The sequence below is a fragment of the Acinetobacter sp. V110_1 genome (assembly GCF_031798975.1).
GTDB classification, from domain to species: domain Bacteria; phylum Pseudomonadota; class Gammaproteobacteria; order Pseudomonadales; family Moraxellaceae; genus Acinetobacter; species Acinetobacter nosocomialis_A.
In genome coordinates this window covers 70622-89682 of record NZ_JAVQNN010000022.1, presented here as the reverse complement: position 1 = coordinate 89682, position 19061 = coordinate 70622, and the positions used below count along the sequence as shown (strand labels likewise).

At 38.8% G+C, this 19061-nt stretch carries 19 protein-coding genes and 1 pseudogene; 11 read left to right on the top strand and 9 right to left on the bottom strand.

Going from position 1 to position 19061, the window contains the following annotated elements; all coding sequences use genetic code 11:
• Window positions 1-199 precede the first annotated feature (199 nt).
• Both RMA95_RS09335 and cysK read left to right on the top strand, forming a co-directional pair.
• Window positions 200-742: a GNAT family N-acetyltransferase gene (locus RMA95_RS09335; RefSeq protein ID WP_311070245.1), complete on the top strand. Its 543-nt coding sequence runs from the start codon at window positions 200-202 to the stop codon at window positions 740-742.
• A gap of 153 nt (window positions 743-895) precedes the next feature.
• Entirely contained in the window at window positions 896-1894 is a 999-nt protein-coding gene (gene cysK / locus RMA95_RS09330) for a cysteine synthase A (protein ID WP_311070244.1), read from the top strand.
• 51 nt (window positions 1895-1945) lie between these two features.
• On the opposite strand, the gene RMA95_RS09325 is transcribed toward cysK, so the two are convergent.
• From RMA95_RS09325 to RMA95_RS09310, 4 genes are all read right to left on the bottom strand, one after another.
• A complete protein-coding gene (locus RMA95_RS09325) occupies window positions 1946-2554 on the bottom strand; it encodes a transglycosylase SLT domain-containing protein (protein ID WP_311070243.1) in 609 nt (202 codons plus the stop codon).
• Window positions 2555-2846: 292 nt separating this feature from the next.
• A complete protein-coding gene (locus RMA95_RS09320; protein ID WP_311070242.1) occupies window positions 2847-3059 on the bottom strand; it encodes a DUF2798 domain-containing protein in 213 nt (70 codons plus the stop codon).
• 4 nt (window positions 3060-3063) lie between these two features.
• A complete protein-coding gene (locus RMA95_RS09315; RefSeq protein ID WP_311070241.1) occupies window positions 3064-3630 on the bottom strand; it encodes a flavodoxin family protein in 567 nt (188 codons plus the stop codon).
• 18 nt (window positions 3631-3648) lie between these two features.
• Entirely contained in the window at window positions 3649-4134 is a 486-nt protein-coding gene (locus tag RMA95_RS09310; RefSeq protein ID WP_311070239.1) for a DUF2938 domain-containing protein, read from the bottom strand.
• A gap of 81 nt (window positions 4135-4215) precedes the next feature.
• Between RMA95_RS09310 and RMA95_RS09305 the strand changes: the two genes are divergently transcribed.
• From RMA95_RS09305 to RMA95_RS09290, 4 genes are all read left to right on the top strand, one after another.
• A complete protein-coding gene (locus RMA95_RS09305; protein ID WP_199987906.1) occupies window positions 4216-4620 on the top strand; it encodes a helix-turn-helix domain-containing protein in 405 nt (134 codons plus the stop codon).
• Window positions 4621-4770: 150 nt separating this feature from the next.
• Window positions 4771-6030 (top strand): esterase-like activity of phytase family protein, encoded by a 1260-nt coding sequence (locus RMA95_RS09300; RefSeq protein ID WP_311070238.1) that lies wholly within the window; start codon window positions 4771-4773, stop codon window positions 6028-6030.
• 213 nt (window positions 6031-6243) lie between these two features.
• Window positions 6244-8622, top strand: a complete 2379-nt coding sequence (locus RMA95_RS09295; protein WP_107973096.1) for a YgiQ family radical SAM protein — start codon at window positions 6244-6246, stop codon at window positions 8620-8622.
• Between the two features lie 315 nt (window positions 8623-8937).
• Entirely contained in the window at window positions 8938-9438 is a 501-nt protein-coding gene (locus tag RMA95_RS09290; protein WP_240288525.1) for a DUF2726 domain-containing protein, read from the top strand.
• A gap of 146 nt (window positions 9439-9584) precedes the next feature.
• Here the strand turns inward: RMA95_RS09290 and RMA95_RS09285 are convergent, their stop codons facing one another.
• Entirely contained in the window at window positions 9585-9938 is a 354-nt protein-coding gene (locus RMA95_RS09285) for a RidA family protein (protein ID WP_004699313.1), read from the bottom strand.
• Window positions 9939-10129: 191 nt separating this feature from the next.
• Between RMA95_RS09285 and RMA95_RS09280 the strand changes: the two are divergent.
• A pseudogene (locus RMA95_RS09280) lies at window positions 10130-10192 on the top strand (hypothetical protein); the annotation flags it as partial.
• Window positions 10193-10250: 58 nt separating this feature from the next.
• On the opposite strand, the gene dinB reads toward RMA95_RS09280, so the two are convergent.
• The 4 genes from dinB to RMA95_RS09260 form a co-directional block, all read right to left on the bottom strand.
• A complete protein-coding gene (dinB, locus tag RMA95_RS09275) occupies window positions 10251-11306 on the bottom strand; it encodes a DNA polymerase IV (protein ID WP_019456983.1) in 1056 nt (351 codons plus the stop codon).
• 1 nt (window position 11307) lies between these two features.
• Window positions 11308-12066, bottom strand: coding sequence for a glycoside hydrolase family 25 protein (locus tag RMA95_RS09270; RefSeq protein ID WP_240288529.1), 759 nt, complete (start codon window positions 12064-12066; stop codon window positions 11308-11310).
• A gap of 77 nt (window positions 12067-12143) precedes the next feature.
• Complete coding sequence (gene mdtD, locus RMA95_RS09265; protein WP_311070235.1) at window positions 12144-13535, bottom strand: multidrug transporter subunit MdtD; 1392 nt, start codon at window positions 13533-13535, stop codon at window positions 12144-12146.
• A 169-nt stretch (window positions 13536-13704) separates the two neighbouring features.
• Entirely contained in the window at window positions 13705-14328 is a 624-nt protein-coding gene (locus RMA95_RS09260) for a TIGR00730 family Rossman fold protein (protein ID WP_200000060.1), read from the bottom strand.
• 326 nt (window positions 14329-14654) lie between these two features.
• On the opposite strand from RMA95_RS09260, the gene RMA95_RS09255 reads away from it, so the two are divergent.
• From RMA95_RS09255 to RMA95_RS09240, 4 genes are all read left to right on the top strand, one after another.
• On the top strand, window positions 14655-16247 hold the full coding sequence (locus tag RMA95_RS09255; RefSeq protein WP_019456986.1) for a TerC family protein: 1593 nt from the start codon (window positions 14655-14657) through the stop codon (window positions 16245-16247).
• 221 nt (window positions 16248-16468) lie between these two features.
• On the top strand, window positions 16469-16936 hold the full coding sequence (locus RMA95_RS09250) for a YchJ family protein (RefSeq protein WP_311070234.1): 468 nt from the start codon (window positions 16469-16471) through the stop codon (window positions 16934-16936).
• A 45-nt stretch (window positions 16937-16981) separates the two neighbouring features.
• On the top strand, window positions 16982-17626 hold the full coding sequence (locus tag RMA95_RS09245) for a trimeric intracellular cation channel family protein (RefSeq protein WP_004699296.1): 645 nt from the start codon (window positions 16982-16984) through the stop codon (window positions 17624-17626).
• An 82-nt stretch (window positions 17627-17708) separates the two neighbouring features.
• The gene (locus RMA95_RS09240; RefSeq protein ID WP_263612724.1) at window positions 17709-19028 is read left to right on the top strand and encodes an MFS transporter; all 1320 of its coding nucleotides are present in this window, start codon (window positions 17709-17711) and stop codon (window positions 19026-19028) included.
• The last annotated feature ends 33 nt before the right edge of the window (window positions 19029-19061 follow it).

Here is a 19061-nt window from a genome sequence, read left to right as displayed (position 1 = left end):
GTCATCGCCAGCTCATTATTCTAAACACCCCGGTCTCGAAAGAGATTGGGGTGTTCTTTTATGCGCGGAATAAATATAAAACTCACTTCCAAAACCAAATTTGCACAGTTGTCATGTAAATTACCTTGTAATAAAAAAACATTTCATAATATTCCAATATTTGCTTAATCTATAAATAGTTAAACTTGAGTTTTCATCTATGCTGTTCAAAATCATCGCAGCCCGAGATCTAGATAAAAATCAACGTCATCAGATTGCTGAGTTATGTTTTTCTGCTTTTGATGAAGATCCATGGAGCCAATATTCTTTCATGCAAAAGGCTATTCATGTCGTCGGTATATTGGACAATCAAATTGTTTCACATGCCTTATGGACGGATAGAGTTTTTACTATAAATAGTAGCTCCGATGTAAAAACAGCTTATGTAGAGTATGTGACCACTGATTACACGATGAGAGGTAAGGGGCTGGCATCACAATTATTAAAACATTTAGTTGAAGCATTAACTGACTTGGAATATGGACTTGCTGCATTACAACCGGAAGATGAAGCATTTTATAAAAAATTAGGCTGGACTACTTGGTGGGGTGATTTGTACATCAAACAAGATGCATCTACTTATCTGACTGATGATTATGAAATTATGCTATATCCTTTGAGTATCCATATGAAAGATCTCCTATCACACCGTTCAGAGGACGATAGTATTTGCGCAGAATGGCGAGAGGGTGAGGTTTGGTAGTTAGTTCTAATGATCTGATTAATTCATTTTTTTATTTTGTTTAAACTAGATGTAGCTGTCATTTTTTCATATTACTTAACTTTTTCTACTTTCCTGTTTATTAGACAAGCCTATAATGATTCAGAATCATTCCAAATCTAATAAGGATATAACATGTCTACCGACCAGCAATTTCCAACTCCCAACAATTTAGGTATCGCGGTATATTCCAATAATGCCGAAGCTATTGGTAATACACCTTTAGTACGTATTAACCGTTTGATTAAAACGGGTGCAACCGTATTAGCAAAAGTGGAAAGCCGTAACCCTGCATTTTCTGTGAAATGCCGTATCGGAGCGGCACTTATTGCAGATGCAGAGAAACGTGGTGTATTAAAAGAAGGTATGCACATTGTTGAGCCAACCAGTGGTAATACTGGTATTGCATTGGCGTTTGTTGCTGCGGCAAAAGGATATCCAATTACTTTAACTATGCCTGCAAGTATGAGCCTTGAGCGTAGAAAAGTACTGAAAGCTTTAGGTGCTAATTTGGTTTTAACTGAACCCGCGAAAGGTATGAAAGGGGCGGTTGATGAAGCGGTACGATTAGCAACTGAGCAACCAGATGTTTATTTCTTACCACAACAATTTGAAAACCCAGCAAATCCGCAAATCCATGTAGACACAACCGGTCCTGAAATTTGGCAAGCTACAGGTGGACAAGTTGATATTTTGGTTGCTGGTGTAGGTACTGGCGGTACGATTACAGGTATTTCTCGTTATTTTGAACAAGTCCAAAATAAGCCATTGTACTCAGTAGCAGTTGAACCTGCTGAATCTCCAATTATTACTCAGACCAAAAATGGTGAAAACATTACCCCTGCACCGCATAAAATCCAAGGAATTGGTGCAAACTTTATTCCAAAGAATCTTGATTTGGACCTTGTGGATGAAGTCTTACCAGTGACTAGCGAAGAAGCAATTCAATGGGCGAGAAACTGTGCAACCCAAGAAGGTATTTTAGTGGGTATTTCAAGTGGAGCTGCATTAGCAGCCGCTGCAAAAATTGCAGAGCGTCCTGAAAATGCTGGTAAAATCATTGTTGTTATTCTGCCAGACAGTGGGGAACGTTATCTGTCTTCTGTGTTATTTGAAGGTTTATTTGACGAATAAAATTAACCGCATAAAAAGCCCATCTATTGATGGGCTTTTGTTTAAGCTTATTTATAAGGCACTTTTTAAATTTTTTTGATGGTGCTTAATAGATCGGGCATATTTTTTCGCTTTGTGACGGGTCCAGAAGCTTCGCTCATATCCTGTTGGCCCAACATTATAATAGGCCGTGGCTTTAAACCAGCTATCTGCGGTTTGATAGTAATGATTTAAAATATAAGCACCACATTGGATATTTGTAGATTCATCATACAAATTACCAGTACAAGTTTGTTGCCAATAGCTTGGAATAATTTGAGTTAAACCAACAGCCCCAGTCGGAGAGCGGGCATTACTATTATAGTTCGACTCTTGTCTGATAACTGCCGCGAGTAAAAGTGGAGGAACATTATATTTGTCAGCACTTTGAATAATCATAGGAGACAATCGATTCGCTGTACTCGGTGGAACGGAATAAGCTTTTTGTAAACCAGATGATAGCTTATTTGAACGCCAAGTAAATGAGCCACTATTAGGGCCTAAGCTTGTACATCCTGTCATTATAATCATCAAGAAAATTATGAAAAATTTGAGACTAAGGATGTGTAATTGTGATGGTTCAAAACGATTTTGGGTTAAAGATGGGGTAAGCAAAATACAAAACCAATAATGAAGTTTCAAATAAAATGATGGTATTTAGCCGTACTTATCGGATCAATGTTAGTTCTGTTGCTCAGCACATCTAAAAAGTAAGAATTTTGTATAATTGAAATGAAAAAACCCCGACATCCTGTCGAGGTTCCTTCGTATTCAGCTTTATGTAGCTAACTCCTGTCAACTACCGCTTCCTGCGTTCTTATTCTTCTTCAATGAGACATCCTGTCTCTCTATGATTCATATATTATGAAATAATACTAAAGCTGAATATCCGCAAATCACCGCAATTTTTGTACGTTTTAACTTACAGATCAACTTACCTAAATACGATGTCGACTAGTTTCTGGGTGATAGGAGCACAAATCAATACACTTGGGAAAGCCAATATCCATGCAATAATCCAAGCTGATACCCACAATGAAACAAAGTGATGATTTAGTCCTACTACTTTAAAAGTTGAAATACCTGAAACGATAAAAGACATCATTCCCGATAAAATTAAGAGGAATAAAAGTTTCTGTGCTTTCATGGTTTTATATTCCTTGATAAGCATTTAAGGTCAATGCAAAATTTTCTCCAAATTGTTGAGCAGTTTTAATATCTCCTTCATCAAACCTATCGGCATTACTGCCGTGTTCAGCTTGAGCCATTAAGCCTGACCATGAACCGAGACGATTGGCTGCTTGAGTATAAGGAATACCTTGGTGTTGCTCAGGCATAATCGGATTGCCGACCCATAACATGCCATGTTGCATACAAAAGGTAAAAATCGAAATTAGTGTCGATTGTTTATCACCAGCGGGAAGGGAAGATACGGTAAAGCCAGCCGCTAATTTTCCTTTAAAACTTTGTTTTTTCCATAATGGACCCGTCGCATCCATGAGTTGCTTTAACTTGGAAGATACCCCCCCTAAATACGTAGGAGATCCCCAAATTAAACCATCATATTGGATAAGAGTCTCTGGGCTCTCGATAAGATCTTCGGCATTGAGTAAATCTGCTTTCATATCTTTATGGCTCAAAATACCAGTTTGAATTTGCTGAGCGATAAATTGGGTATGACCTTGGCGACTATAATAAATAATGGCAACAGTTTTCATGGATAGTTTCCTCTTTATCTAAATTTGAAATAGTTTTGCAGTGAGATATAAGCCACAACCAAAAACACTATGGTTCATCAAACTTTTTAGGCAGTTCAAAAAAGGACGAGGGGTTTTTGAAGAAGCAAAACCACTACCCATGGCGGGTTGCATAATAAAAAAAGGGATGAGAACGGTGACTACACCAAATACTAGTGCTGAGAAAAACTGAGGATGACTAAGCCAAGTTGAGCCAACAATGAAAAGAAAGCTAAATGAAAAGATTAGCCCGACACTATAGTGAGCAACCCAACCTAAAAAAAATTCACCCTTAATTTGAGGGCTTTTTGCAATAGATTGATGGATGAGTTTTCCTTGAAACATCCAGCCTACCCAGCGTCCGAGAAAGGCAAAATTTAAGGTTGGGATCTTAAATATTTTTAGTATTAACAGCCATATATCCATAATGACTGTTGCACCAACACCAAGACATAAAGCTTGGAAGAATAATGTGGAGGTATTCATTTTTACACCTTGCTTTTATACGTATGAAACGTGATAAATTTATTGTGCAAGTTCAAGTTCACTTGAAGTCAAGAGGTGATTATGGATATTGGTGAAGTTGCTAAAAAGGCAAAAGTCACAACCGCTACACTACGTTTTTATGAAGAGAAGGGGCTAATTAAGTCGATTGGGCGGCAAGGTTTACGTCGGCAATATGGTAAGCAGGTGCTTGATCAATTGGCACTCATTGCTTTAGGTCGTACCGCAGGTTTTTCTTTAAATGAGATCGCTACCATGTTTGGGCAAGATGGTAAACCTGAGCTTGATCGGCAAAAACTAAAAGATAAAGCTGAACAGTTAGAGCATATGGCAAAGCGATTACATTTTATCAGCCAAGGATTAGAGCATGCTGCTGTATGTCCTGCTGAAAATCATATGGAATGTCCAACTTTCCAAAAATTTTTAAAAGCAGCAATTGCTGGAGAATATCAGCCAACAAAACTTTAATCAGTTTTTAGCGAAGAGGCTGAATTTTTAAGGTTCTATTAAATAGTTAGTCTTGTCATATTTTCGCCATAAAGATTTCATCTTTTTGAAGTAAAAACTTCATATAAGCTTGATTAAATTTGCTTAATTTTTTACCAACTGTATAAAACTATGAGCAAAAAAACTTTAGTCGCATTATTATGCTGTGCCAGTTTAGGATTGACGGCATGTAATGATGATAACGATCAAGAACAAACTTCACCTAATGAAAAAGTTACTGAACCGACCTTAATTTCTTTTGCCAAATTACCTGTAGAAACTTATGCGGCTGGCCCAGACTCTGGGGCATATGTGAAAGGTGCAAATGGAATTTATCCTCCATTTAAGGGTCAACCTGTACAAGGCTTTTCTGCTGCATTAAAAAATGAAGATGGCAGTTATATGGCAATGGCTGATAACGGTTTCGGAACTCAAGATAATTCAGCAGATTTTTTACTTCGTATTTATAAATTAAAATCTGATTTCAAAACTAAAGCTAAAGGCACGGGTCAAGTAACTGTGCAAAGCTTTATCCAGCTGCGTGATCCGAACAAATTAATTCCTTTTAATATCGTGAATGGTGATACAGCGGAGCGTTTATTAACGGGTGCTGATTTTGATCCAGAGTCTATGCAACGTACTAATGATGGGACTTACTGGATTGGGGATGAGTTTGGACCTTATTTACTTCATTTTTCAGCGGACGGTGTGCTATTAGATGCACCAATCGCTTTACCAAATCCATTAAATCCGACTCAAGAATTACGTTCGCCACAAAATCAGTTTAATAAAGCGCAAATTAATTTTGTAGAGCCTTTGGTTCAGCAAAGTGGTGGTTTTGAAGGAATGGCAATTTCACCAGATGGGCAGTATCTTTACCCGCTTATAGAAAAGCCAATTAAATCAACTCGGGAAACAGAAAGACAACTACTGATTTCTCAATTCGACATTAAGAAAAAAGCGTATACAGGGAAATATTATTGGTTCCAGTTAGACAGCAAGGCAACCAATATTGGTGACTTCCAACTCTTTAATGATAAAGAAGGCATTATTATTGAGCGTGATGCGACCCAGAATAATTTAGGCGGATATAAAAAATTAATTCGTATTAAATTAAATGAGTCAGGCCAACTAGTAAGCCGTGAAGATTTGGTTGATTTAATTAAAATTGCTAATCCGAATATGTTGTATGGCACAGCTAGAGCAGGGGATATTGGTACGGGACAGATTTTTGCTTTCCCATTTGAAACTATTGAAGATGTGATTATTGAAAATGGTACAACGCTTACCGTTTTCAATGATAATAACTTCCCAGGTTCGACAGGACGTAATGCAAAATTGGCTGATGATAATGAGATTATTCAGATTCGTTTGCCAAAAGCTTTGTTCTAAGCTTTATAAATAAAAAATTAAAACTGCGGCGGATTTTGTTCCGCCGTATTTATTCCAAGAATAAAATATTGAGCAAACTTTAATCAAATTAATTTCTATATTGTTGTTTTCGCATGTTTTATAAACAGGGAAAATGAATGAAATTCATGTTAAAATGATCGGCTTTCATCTTTAGATGTCTCTCCTCCATCTGCTAGCCGAGATTCGCAAGCCATGTCTACTGCCTACACCATGCAGACTGCGCCAAAAGCGCTGTTTGATTACGACAAATATTGGGCGTCGTGTTTTGAACCCGCACCATTTTTGCCGATGTCACGAGAAGAAATGGACCAACTCGGCTGGGATGCGTGTGACTTTATTTTAGTCTGTGGTGATGCTTATATTGACCACCCATCATTTGTATCGGGTGTGATTGGGCGTGTACTTGAAGCACAAGGTTTCCGTGTCGGAATTATTGCGCAGCCAGATTGGACCAATGTTGAAAGCTTCCGCGTTTTAGGTAAGCCAACGATTGCTTGGGGTGTAACCGCAGGTAATATGGATTCGATGATTAACCGTTATACGGCAGATCGTAAAATCCGTTCAGATGATGCATATTCTCCAAACAATGAACCAAATAAACGTCCTGACCGTGCTGCAACAGTATATTGCCAGCGCTGTCGTGAAGCATTCCCAGACGTACCTGTGCTATTAGGTGGTATTGAAGGTAGTTTACGTCGTATTGCGCACTACGATTATTGGTCAGATAAAGTCCGTCGTTCGATTTTGATGGACTCAAAAGCTGATTTGCTCATGTATGGTAATGGTGAGCGTGCCATTATTGATGTGATGCATCGTTTGGCTAAAGGTGAAAAAATCCACGAGATTACAGATGTTCGTGGTACGGCATTTATTATTAATAAACATAACAAAGCATCAAAAGCAAAGTTTGTCGAAGTTGCGAGTAATGATGTAGATACGGTTGGGCGTGTTGACCCAATTATTAACCCATATGTCATGACAGAAGATATTGATGGCTGTGAGGTTGAAAAAGAAAAGGGTAATTCTTTAGCTCAGTATCAAAATTTCCAAAAAGAGATTGTTGCAAATCCGATTGTGCGTGAAGGTGACAAACTCGATGACGATACTCAAATCGTTCAATTAAAGCCAGCACCTTCAAAAGCAATTAAACACAAATTACCTCCACGCGAGTTGGCGGTTATTCGCTTGCCTTCTTTTGAAGAAGTGGCAAATGATCAAGTGCTTTACGCACATGCAAACCGTATTTTGCACCTTGAAACCAACCCTGGTAATGCCCGTGCTTTGGTTCAACGCCATGGTGAGCGTGATGTCTGGATTAATCCACCTCCAATTCCTCTGACTACTGAGGAAATGGACTATGTGTTTGATTTACCTTATGCACGTTTGCCACATCCTACTTATGGTGATGCGCGTTTCCCTGCATTTGATATGATCAAATTCTCGGTCAATATTATGCGTGGCTGTTTTGGCGGCTGTACATTCTGTTCGATTACAGAGCATGAAGGACGTATTATTCAAAACCGTTCGGAAGATTCGATCTTACGTGAGATTGAAAAAATTCGTGATACGGCACCAAATTTCACAGGTATTATTTCTGACTTAGGTGGTCCAACGGCAAACATGTATCGTTTGCATTGTAAGGACCCAGAAATTGAAAAGAACTGTCGTAAACCTTCTTGTGTTTATCCGGGCGTTTGTCAAAACTTACATACCGATCACGCGCCGTTAGTGCAGCTTTACCGTAAAGCACGTGCAATTAAAGGTGTGAAGAAGATTCTGATTGGTTCAGGTTTACGTTATGACCTTGCAGTATTGAACCCTGAATATGTCAAAGAGCTGGTGCAACACCACGTGGGTGGTTATTTAAAAATTGCGCCTGAACATACCGAGCAAGGCCCGTTATCTAAGATGATGAAACCGGGTATTGGTACGTATGATCGTTTCAAACAAATGTTCGATCGTTTCAGTAAAGAAGCAGGAAAAGAGCAGTATCTCATTCCTTACTTTATTGCTGCACATCCGGGTACTTCAGATTATGACATGATGCACCTTGCTATTTGGTTGAAAAAGAATGGTTTCCGTGCCGATCAGGTACAGACGTTCTATCCATCACCAATGGCAACTGCAACCACCATGTATTATTCGGGCAAGAACCCGCTTGCTAAAGTTGCTCGTTATACTGAAAAAGTTGATATTGTAAAAGGTGAAAAACGCCGTCGTCTGCATAAAGCATTCCTACGTTACCATGATCCAAACAACTGGCCATTACTTCGTGAAGCTTTAAAAGAAATGGGCCGTGCCGATTTGATTGGTAATTCAAAGCAGCATTTAATTCCGACTTATCAGCCAAAAGGTACTGAAGGGGAATATAAATCTGCCCGTAAGAAAAACTCGTCTACGGCAGGGGATTCGGTTAAACGAAATAACCAGCAAACGAGTAATCATTCAAATCAGAAGCGTCCCCAAAAAGGTCAGGTACTAACGCAACATACTGGTTTGCCTCCTCGTGAAACAGGTGAGAAGAGACCGTTTGGTGGGAAAAGTAAAGCAAAGTCAAAAGCACGTGGATAATGATAAAAAAGGCTCTTAAACAGAGCCTTTTTTGTTTTTCATGAGGTTATTTAAATCGTATAGTGAGATTTTTGCAGATTTAAAGTACAAAAAACGTAACGAATAATGATAAATATCCAAAATCTGACGAGCTGCACTTGATTGTTGTTGACTCTATGATTATAAATAATGTTGAGGGTGGCTAAATTTAAGCCAAGCTTGATAACTACAAGTGAAATTACTAAGTGAACCTTTTAAAAAACGGCTGTGTCGTTATCAATTAAAACAAAGCGTGATCTAGCAAAATCATTATAAAAAACTTAAAGGATTAGACCCATGTACTATTTAATTACGATCTTACTACTCTTTTTGACTGTCATTATGGCGGCGAAAAGCCTCTCAAGAAAACACCAACAAGACAGTGCTTTAAAGCGCCGTGCTGTATTAAGTAGTCATGAGCAAATGACTCTTACTCGTTTACAAACGGTATTTCCTAAATTTACTGTATTAGCTCATGTCTCATTTGATGCTTTATTAACAACTAAATATGCTCACACCCGTCGAAAATATCAAAATATGACGGCTGACTTTGTGGTACTTGATCAAAATTACCAAGTTTTTGTGGTGGTTATGCTTGAAGAAAATGGTTTACGTCGTGCACATCAGCAGTATGAACGCCGTTTATTACAACTTGCGGGTTACCGTGTACTGCGCTACAGCAGTGTGCCTGATTATCATGATTTAAGAAGAGATTTATTGACCCCTGAATCAGAGATGGCAACTTTACATGCCACGCCGCAGTTAGAGCGAATCTCAAATGCTTTTGTGAAGTCTTAACAAGTAGACATTATAAAATTTTGATTTTAGGGTTTATTAAAGACGATATGAATAAAATGCTGATATTAGAATTTTTTGAACTATAAAAAATGAGCAATATTACTGTAAATATTGCTCATTTTTTTATTGATTAAAACCAATAAGAACTATGGAAGTACCGCAACGACAGTCATTTCTACAAGTACGTCAGGTGCGTAAAGTTTAGACTCCACACAAGTACGGGCAGGTGGATTTTCTTTGCTAATCCATGCATCCCATACAGCATTCATGGCTGCATAGTCTGTTTCAATATCTTTTAGAAAAATCATGACTGAAAGAATATGGCTTTTGTCTGTACCAGCTTCAGCAAGTAAGCGATCAATATTGTCTAAAGTTTGTTGAGTCTGTGCCGTAATGTCTACACTGGTGTCATCAGCGAGTTGGCCTGCTAAATGGACTAAATTACCTGAGATCGCAACTTCGCAGTAGCGTGAAGTCACGTGTAAACGCTTTACCGTCATAAAAATGCTCTAAAGTGTATTTATTGAATAGCTTTGATTTTATGAATAGATGTAGGGTTGGTGCAAGCAAGTACAAAGGAATTTAAGTAGATTATTGTGATGAAAAAAATCTAAGCCATGTATCAGAAGAGCCCTGTAATATTCGGATTTGGTCGTCACGCCAATCACAGGACGATATGCCGAAAGTAAGGTTGCTTTGGCATGTTGCAAATACATGGGTAATGAATATGCGCTAATTAGATTACTGTAATTTTTGATCAAAAGGTAACTGTTTTTGTCTAAAACTTGTTCTTTTGAATAAAAAAACATCAATTATAATAATGATAGTTGGAAGTCGTCAGCTTTGGTCTGTAACTGATAAACACCAATCCCAATAAGACGAAATTGGAAGTTTTCGGGAATGTGCATTTCATTTAAAAGTAAGAATAAAACTTGAATCAAATCTTGTTGAGAATGGATTGGAGTTTTAAAACTTTTACTGTGTTGTAAAGTCTGAAAATTTTTAAGTTTGAGCTTAATATTTACACCACGAGCATGGAGTTGTTTTTTCTCTAAACTTTGCCAAACTTTTTCAGCTAAGCCATGCCAATAAGGTTGGCACTGAGTTAGGGTTAAATCACTATCAAATGTGGTTTCTTTCGAAATTTGCTGACGAGCACGTTCAGCTTGAACAGGGCGGTTATCAATACCTTGGGCGTATAAATAAAGCTGTTGCCCATATTTCCCAAAGTGATGAACTAAAACCGCTTCTTCAATTTTTTGCAAGTCACCTAGTGTGTGCAATTCAAGCTGTTGGAGTTTTTCTTGGGTAACTTTGCCCACGCCAGGAATCTTTTTTAGCGGAAGGTCTTGAATAAAAGTAGCGACTTGAGATGGTTTTATTACACATAAACCATTCGGTTTATTCCAGTCAGACGCGACTTTTGCCAAGAATTTATTGGGTGCTACACCAGCCGAGGCGGTCAGTCCTGTTAGTCTAAAAATATCTTCCCGAATATGCATAGCCACTTCGGTTGCACTCGCGATTTGCTTTAAATTCTCAGTGACATCTAAATATGCTTCATCAAGCGATAAAGGTTCAATGAGAAGAGTATATTGCTGAAAGATTGAATGGATTTGAGCCGAGACTGTACGATATTTTTCAAAATTAGGCTCAATAATAACAACTTGAGGGCATAGTTTTCTTGCTTGGCTCATGGACATGGCAGAGCGTAAGCCAAATTCACGGGCAGGGTAAGAAGCTGCCGCAATCACAGCGCGTGGGTGATGCGAAGAAATAACGACGGGAAGATGCTTTAGATCAGGACGCTCTCGCAATTCGACCGATGCATAAAAGGCATCCATATCGATATGAATGATTTTGCGCATATTATTGTGCTTTCACGATGCCTTGCTGCTGTAAAAATTGGTGCCATTCTTTGACTGAACCCTCATAAACATTTAAGTCTACTGGCTTGGTCATGCCTTCAATTTTACCTTGATTACTATGTTGCCAAAAGAGCCATTTTCTTTTGTCTTTAAGCTCAGGTTTTCCTTCGTAATCTCTGACCCACAGAGGTGTATTAGGGAAACTTCCTATTAACACAATGTGGTAAAAAGTTTTGGAAATATAAAAGATAGGCTGTTTGCCATAATGCTGTTTTAGGCGGTCATGCATGATGCCTATTTCTTTAAGTAATTGTTCTTTGGTGTGCGCATTAATACAGTTGCCGTCATATTCCAGATCGATAACAGGAGGAAGGGTATCAGGTTTGTTGGGTACGGTTGCAATAAAATTTTCAGCTTGTGTTTTGCCATCACGGCATAAACGGTAAAAATGATAAGCCCCAACATAAAAGCCATGTTCGCGTGCTTTTAACCAGTTTTCTTGAAATTTTGGATCTTTATAATCACCGCCTTCCGTTGCTTTTAAATAGACGAATTGGAATTTTTTGGGTGATATTTTTTTCCAGTTAATATTTTCTTGATGATGAGAAACATCAAAGCCTTGAACCGGATAATCTTGAGCAATTGCTTTTTGTTGGTAGAACAGACCGAAGTAAGTGAGAACCCCCATAACACAAGCTAAAACAATCCCAATGAGGGTGTTGTAGCGTGGTGCAGAAAAGGTTTTTGCTAGCTTGGTCATGCAAAACTCAGTATCAATATGAAGCTCACATCATAGCGTGATTCGCGAGCGAGAAACCATGTTAAAAATGCAACTGCTTACACAGGCGTATTTTTTGGAATTTGCCAAAAGATAAGCGCAGTAATGACATTAATACAGCCTAAACAAATAAGGGTGACATGGAAGGCGGTAGTCACATGTGCTGTACCATAGTAATCGGTAAATACATTAATGAGGGTACCTGCTAGTGCAACACCAATACTCATTGAAAGCATCATAATCATTGATAGGAAACTATTCCCACTACTTGCATCTTGTTGAGGCAAATCTTTCAAGGTAAGTGTATTCATGCCCACAAATTGTAATGAGTTCAATGTACCAAACAAGAAAAAGTGTAGGGCTCTAAACCCAGTAGGAGTATCGACCGTCATAATCGCAAAAGATGCAATACATAGACCGACTAATGTGGTGTTAATTAACAAAAAGCGGCGATAACCCATTTTCTGAATAATGGGTCTAACAATCGGCTTAGAAAAAAGCGATCCTAAGACTAATGGAATCATCATTAAACCCGCAATGAATGGCTCAAAACCAAATGCCACTTGCAACATAAGCGGTAAAACAAAAGGCAAGGCATTGCCACCAAAACGGGCAAAGAAATTACCTAAAATACCAATTGCAAATATTTTATTTTTAAACAATCGGCTGCGGAATAATGCATTTTGATGGGTATGTGAATGATAGGCGTACCAAAGCGTTGCGATTACACCAACGACTAACAGTGAAATACTGAACCATTTTGAATATTCACGTGAGGCAAGATATTCAATACCCAATGACCAGCCAATCATTGCAACAACCAAAAGTACAAACCCCATAAGGTCAAAGGTTTTAACCGTAGGTTCTTTTACATTTGGCATGACCTTTAATGTCATTAATATACCGAGTACACCCATTGGAATATTAATAAGAAAAATCCAGTGCCAAGTTGCCACTTCAACTAACCAGCCCCCTAATGTTGGACCTGCGAGAGGGCCAAGTAAACCTGCCAGACTCATGAGGCTCATAGCAGCTAGGAATTGAGTTCGGGGAATAATTTTTAAAAGTGATAAACGACCAACTGGGAGTAATAATGCACCCCCAACGCCCTGAATGACACGGAAAAATAAAAGTTCATTAAGGCTTTGAGACAGCCCACACCCCAAAGACGCTAAAGTAAAAATAATAATTGCTGATAAAAATGTATTTCTAACGCCAAACCGATCGGCTAACCATCCACTTAAAGGAATGCAGGCAGCAACTGACAAAACATAAGCCACCACCACGCTATGCATACGTAATGGGTCTTCATTTAAATGGTGTGCCATTGCAGGAATAGCAGTATTTACAATTGTGGTATCTAATGCCTGCATAAAAAAGCCAATAGACACCAAAAGTACGAGTAAGCGATATTCAGGTTGCAAGGCTTGGTGAGTCGGCGTGGCATTCATAACATTTGAAAGTTAACGTTTTGGTCTAGTTTAAAACAAATTGAAAGTAAAAAAAGTAAGACAATGTTGAGTACCCCTTTACTAAATCTAATTGCTCTTGAAGACAACGGTGAAAATAGTAAAAACAAAAAAAGCGGAAGAACCGCTTTTTTTATTGGGTGAGGAGAGTTTACACAACAAATCTTTTTGGCATTTTTAAGTTTCGGATGACGTTGTAAATTTGATCGATTTCTTCACATACAATTACTTTTGCTCGGTGTTGAAGGGGAAGGAAACCTTCTTGAACCGCATGATCTAGCTGGGCAATTAATGCATTATAAAAACCATTTACGTTATATAAAATCATGGGTTTTTGGTGCTGATTGAGTTGGCCCCAAGTCGCAATTTCCAAAATTTCTTCGAATGTTCCTAAACCGCCAGGTAATGCAATAAATGCACTTGCACGCTCTGCCATCATGGCTTTACGCTCATGCATGGTTTCGACCACATGCAATTCGGTTAGTCCTGCATGTGCGACTTCATAATCAAGCATAAATTCAGGAATGACTCCTACAGCTTCTCCACCATGTGCAAGTACACTTTCAGCGACTTGACCCATTAAACCAATGCTAGCACCGCCGTAGACTAAACCAAAACCTTGTTCAGCTATTCCGCTGGCTAATTCAATTGCCTTTTCTCGATAAATCGGCTTATTTCCTGCTCGTGAGCCACAATATAATGCAATAAGAGGTTGTGTTGTTTTTACAGATGTTATTGGTGAATCGTTTACTGCCATTGTTAATACGCTATTCATTGCTTTATTTTCACCTTATCACGTTCATATTTCTTGTCTACACTAAGCAAAAAATATGACAACTTTATAAGCAGTTTTATAGGAAAGACCCATGTTTTGTATGGGTTTGGTGAATACATATAATGATCAAATAAAAATGATGAATTTATGTTAAATCTTGCCTATACTGAAAATTCGTTTAACAACATATGAACAAATATGGGTAGTGGTTGTAGTCGCTCCGTTTTAATTTCTTGTCCTAAAAAAACATTATTTCCCCTTTGTCTAGGTACGCCTGTTGCGTTGCCCAATAAAGATAAAATCCACCCAGCACAGGAGCAGGATCAATGATCTTTGAATGGATGTCTGATCCGTCTGCTTGGGTAGGCTTAGCTACATTAATTGTTCTTGAAATCGTACTAGGGATCGATAACCTCGTCTTTATTGCTATTTTGGCTGAAAAATTACCGCCAGAACAACGTACTAAGGCACGTATAGTGGGTTTAATACTCGCTTTGGGAATGCGTCTTGTCCTCTTGGCTTCAATTGCTTGGGTTGTGACACTCACCCAACCGCTTTTCCATATTTTTGATCATCCATTCTCTGGTCGTGATTTGATTTTATTATTCGGTGGTGTGTTCTTGTTATTTAAAGGCACCATGGAATTGCATGAGCGAATGGAAGGTAAACAGCTTCATAAAGAAGATAATCCAGTCCATGCCGCGTTCTGGATGGTTATTGTCCAGATTGTTGTGCTTGATGCCGTATTCTCATTAGACAGCGTAATTACTGCGGTGGGTATGGTGAAAGAGCTGTCAATCATGATGGTTGCTGTTGTGATTGCTGTGGGTATCATGTTGTGGGCTTCGAGACCACTCATGGACTTTGTAAATAAGCACCCAACAGTCGTTATTCTGTGTCTTGGCTTCTTAATGATGATTGGTTTCTCTTTGGTGGTGGAAGGTTTTGGTTTCCATATTCCGAAGGGTTACTTATATGCTGCGATTGGTTTCTCGATTTTAGTCGAAATGATCAACCAAACCATGCGCCGCAATCAAGAAAAGCTAGTCACTACTACAGATTTACGTTATCGCACAGCATCTGCAGTTTTACGCATGTTAGGCAGTAAAAATAGCAGTTCTACTTCCGATGCCCAAACGGTTGATAACGAAGATGTATTGGCTACACAAGCTTTTGCTGATGAAGTTTTTGACGAAGAAAACGGTGTTTACCACAGTGTGCTTGTACAAGGTGTACTTGGGTTATCTGAACGTCCAGTAAAGTCGGTGATGACTCCACGACCTGAACTTGAATGGATTGATTTAGACGACGAACCAGAAGTTTTGAAAGAACGTTTAATGTCGATGACACATTCACGTTTAATTGTTGCTCGTGGTGAACTTGATAATATTGAAGGTATCGCGCTTACGCATAAAGTTTTAAATAACTTTATTGAAACGGGTGTTGTCGATTTCCAAAAGCATTTACGTGAACCAGTTATTGTGCATGAAAATGCTCAAGTGCTTATGGTGATGGAGCAATTACGTCAGGCTCCTTTACAAATGGCCATTGTTCTAAATGAATATGGTTCAATCGAAGGTATTGCGACACCAATTGATATTTTAGAAGCTATTGCAGGTGAGTTCCCTGATGAAGATGAACTAGATGCAGCAGCTGAAAGCTTAGAAGATGGTTCTTTAATACTTGAAGGTTCAACAGATATTCGCCACGTATCTCTTTTACTTGGTCGTGACTTGGTAGATGAAAGTGAACAATATTCTACTTTATCTGGTTATTTGTTATTCCATTTAGGTCGTTTACCTGAAAATGGTGAAACTGTGGAAGCGGATGGTTATCGCTTTGAAGTTGTAACTATGGAAGGCCATAAAATCGAGAAAGTTCATATTGTTTCTATCGAACAAGATGAATCAAAAGATTAATTTTTAATACAATTAAAGAGTTATTTTGCCATACAGCCTTATAAGGTGATTTAGACTCGATTAAGTTTGATTAGGCAAACCTCCTTACTTTTCAAAGATGAAAAGTAACAAAAATCTTTGTTGGTCAGAGGGTACATCCCTGTAACCCCTGACCAACAGGCGACATCCATGTCGCCGTCCATCTAGCCAAAATTTGGTAAATCTTTTTTCTGAGAAACTTAATGACAGAACAAATTTGTCCATGTGGAAAGGGCAGTTATGCAGAATGTTGTGAGCCTTTACATTTAGGCACAGTAAAAGTCCTGACAGCGGAGCAACTTATGCGTTCCCGTTATAGTGCTTTTGCATTACAACAAATTGATTATATTGTTCAAACCACAGCATTAGGTCAACAATCTGCTCTTGATAAAGAGGCTATTGCAGATTGGAGTAAACAAAATCAATGGTTGGGTTTAGAAGTCATCCAAGCCAAAGAAAAGTTGGATAAGACTCATGCACAGGTGGAGTTCAAAGCCCATTATCATGATGGAAAAAGTGCTCAAATTCACCATGAAGTTTCACATTTTGTGTATCACCAGCAGCAATGGTTTTTCCTTGATCCAACGGTGGATATGCAAGTCACTATGAAACAGCCTTGTATCTGCGGTTCAGGAAAAAAATTTAAACAATGCTGTGCACAATTCCTATAAGTTTATCTTAAAATACGCCCACCGTTTGGCCTGAAGGAAAGGGCAATGTTACTCACCGTTATTTATATTATTGCGATTACTGCCGAAGCTATGACTGGAGCATTGTCTGCTGGGCGACGGAGTATGGACTGGTTCGGTGTTGTACTGATTGCCTGTGTAACAGCTTTGGGTGGTGGTTCTGTACGTGATGTACTACTTGGGCACTATCCTTTAACGTGGGTGAAGCATCCTGAATATTTAGTTTTAACGTGTTGCGCTGCCTTTGTTACCATCATTATTGCTAAATGGATGCGCCATTTACATAACATTTTCTTGGTACTTGATGCTTTAGGTTTGATTGGCTTTACCATTATTGGTTGTCAGATTGCCTTACAAATGGGGCATGGCTTTGTCGTTTCAGCCGTAGCAGGTGTTTTGACTGGGGTTTCGGGTGGTATTTTACGTGATATTTTATGTAACGATGTGCCATTTGTTTTCCGCCGTGAACTCTACGCGAGTATTTCTTTTGTGGCAGTGATCTGTTATTGGGTCTGTCAGGATATAGGATTAAGTCTAGAGTTAACTGTTATTTCGACCCTAATTTTCGGCTTTACTTTACGTTTGATTGCCATTTATTTTGGGTTGGAAATGCCTAAATTTATTTATAAAGATGATGATGCAGAGTCGGCTTCTTCTACCGACGAACATTAATCATTCAGAACTTCATGTGGGCATGATATAACAATTCTATATATGGTCTTGCTCACTTAATCTTTCCAGTAGAGTTAATCCTATGGATCTGGTTTCACGTATACAAAATCTTCCAATCGGCAAATTTCACTACACACTTTTATGGGTAGTAGGGCTGGGATGGATGTTTGATGCGATGGATACCGGCATTATTGCTTTTATTATGACAACCCTTGTTAAAGACTGGTCATTAACACCGGCTGAAAGCGGTTGGATTGTTAGTATCGGCTTTGTGGGCATGGCTATCGGAGCAGTTTGTTCTGGTGCCTTGGCAGATCGTTTTGGTCGGAAAACTGTATTTGCGATCACGATGGCAATCTATAGTATTGCTACAGCCTTATGTGCTTTTGCTCCAGATCTAAAGTGGCTATTAATTTTTCGGTTTATTGTGGGCCTAGGACTAGGTGGTCAGTTACCTGTAGCAGTTACACTGGTCAGTGAATATGTTCCTGCTCATGTTCGTGGAAGATTTATCGTTCTGCTTGAAAGCTTTTGGGGATTAGGCTGGTTAGTCGCAGCGCTCATTTCTTATTTTATTATTCCTAAATTTGGCTGGCATATTGCCTTTCTTATGGGTGGCCTACCACTTATTTATATTTTAGTCATTTGGAAAAAAGTCCCTGAGTCGATACCGTATTTGATTAACCGTGGTCGTATTGAAGAAGCACATGCACTGGTACAAAAACTAGAAGCCGAAGCATGCGTGCAAATTGTGCATCATATCGAAGTCGTGCCTGTGGCGATGCGACAAAAAGTTTCATTTAAACAACTCTGGAGTGGTCAATTTGCTCGTAGAAGTTTAATGCTCTGGCTGATCTGGTTTGGAATTGTGTATTCCTATTACGGTATCTTTACTTGGTTGCCGAGTTTATTGGTGAAACAAGGCTACGATGTTGTTAAATCATTTGAATATGTATTGCTTATGATTTTGGCGCAGTTACCGGGCTACTTGGCAGCGGCTTGGTTTGTTGAACGTTTAGGTCGAAAAATTACACTCGCGGCATTTATCGGTTTTTGTGCCTTATCTGCATATTTCTTTGGACAAGCCGACAGCGTAAATAGCATTATGTTTTGGGGTTGTCTCATGTCATTCTTTAATTTGGGCGCATGGGGAGTGTTATATACCTATACACCAGAACAATATCCAGCCAATATTCGGGCGTTTGGTTCGGGTTGGGCATCGGCAATGGGACGTATTGGTGGAATTGTCGCGCCAATGGTCGTGACCCATATGATGGTTGCTAAAAACGGCTTTAATCACGTTTTTATGATGTTTACTGTGGTTTTACTTGCCGTAGCTTTAGTGATTTTGATATTAGGTGAAGAGACTCAAGGTAAAAGACTAGAGTCGATTGGGCTATAGTTTCTGCCTAACTTTATAGCAAGTAACTAAAAA

What these genes read in the sequence shown, in the direction of transcription:
- RMA95_RS09245 (WP_004699296.1), top strand. Translation starts at nt 16,982, where the DNA reads ATGTTACTCACCGTTATTTATATTATTGCGATTACTGCCGAAGCTATG.
- RMA95_RS09315 (WP_311070241.1), bottom strand. Translation starts at nt 3,630, where the DNA reads ATGAAAACTGTTGCCATTATTTATTATAGTCGCCAAGGTCATACCCAA.
- RMA95_RS09300 (WP_311070238.1), top strand. Translation starts at nt 4,771, where the DNA reads ATGAGCAAAAAAACTTTAGTCGCATTATTATGCTGTGCCAGTTTAGGA.
- RMA95_RS09250 (WP_311070234.1), top strand. Translation starts at nt 16,469, where the DNA reads ATGACAGAACAAATTTGTCCATGTGGAAAGGGCAGTTATGCAGAATGT.
- RMA95_RS09260 (WP_200000060.1), bottom strand. Translation starts at nt 14,328, where the DNA reads ATGAATAGCGTATTAACAATGGCAGTAAACGATTCACCAATAACATCT.
- dinB (WP_019456983.1), bottom strand. Translation starts at nt 11,306, where the DNA reads ATGCGCAAAATCATTCATATCGATATGGATGCCTTTTATGCATCGGTC.
- RMA95_RS09255 (WP_019456986.1), top strand. Translation starts at nt 14,655, where the DNA reads ATGATCTTTGAATGGATGTCTGATCCGTCTGCTTGGGTAGGCTTAGCT.
- RMA95_RS09240 (WP_263612724.1), top strand. Translation starts at nt 17,709, where the DNA reads ATGGATCTGGTTTCACGTATACAAAATCTTCCAATCGGCAAATTTCAC.
- RMA95_RS09285 (WP_004699313.1), bottom strand. Translation starts at nt 9,938, where the DNA reads ATGACGGTAAAGCGTTTACACGTGACTTCACGCTACTGCGAAGTTGCG.
- RMA95_RS09310 (WP_311070239.1), bottom strand. Translation starts at nt 4,134, where the DNA reads ATGAATACCTCCACATTATTCTTCCAAGCTTTATGTCTTGGTGTTGGT.
- RMA95_RS09270 (WP_240288529.1), bottom strand. Translation starts at nt 12,066, where the DNA reads ATGACCAAGCTAGCAAAAACCTTTTCTGCACCACGCTACAACACCCTC.
- RMA95_RS09295 (WP_107973096.1), top strand. Translation starts at nt 6,244, where the DNA reads ATGTCTACTGCCTACACCATGCAGACTGCGCCAAAAGCGCTGTTTGAT.
- mdtD (WP_311070235.1), bottom strand. Translation starts at nt 13,535, where the DNA reads ATGAATGCCACGCCGACTCACCAAGCCTTGCAACCTGAATATCGCTTA.
- RMA95_RS09305 (WP_199987906.1), top strand. Translation starts at nt 4,216, where the DNA reads ATGGATATTGGTGAAGTTGCTAAAAAGGCAAAAGTCACAACCGCTACA.
- RMA95_RS09290 (WP_240288525.1), top strand. Translation starts at nt 8,938, where the DNA reads ATGTACTATTTAATTACGATCTTACTACTCTTTTTGACTGTCATTATG.
- RMA95_RS09335 (WP_311070245.1), top strand. Translation starts at nt 200, where the DNA reads ATGCTGTTCAAAATCATCGCAGCCCGAGATCTAGATAAAAATCAACGT.
- RMA95_RS09320 (WP_311070242.1), bottom strand. Translation starts at nt 3,059, where the DNA reads ATGAAAGCACAGAAACTTTTATTCCTCTTAATTTTATCGGGAATGATG.
- cysK (WP_311070244.1), top strand. Translation starts at nt 896, where the DNA reads ATGTCTACCGACCAGCAATTTCCAACTCCCAACAATTTAGGTATCGCG.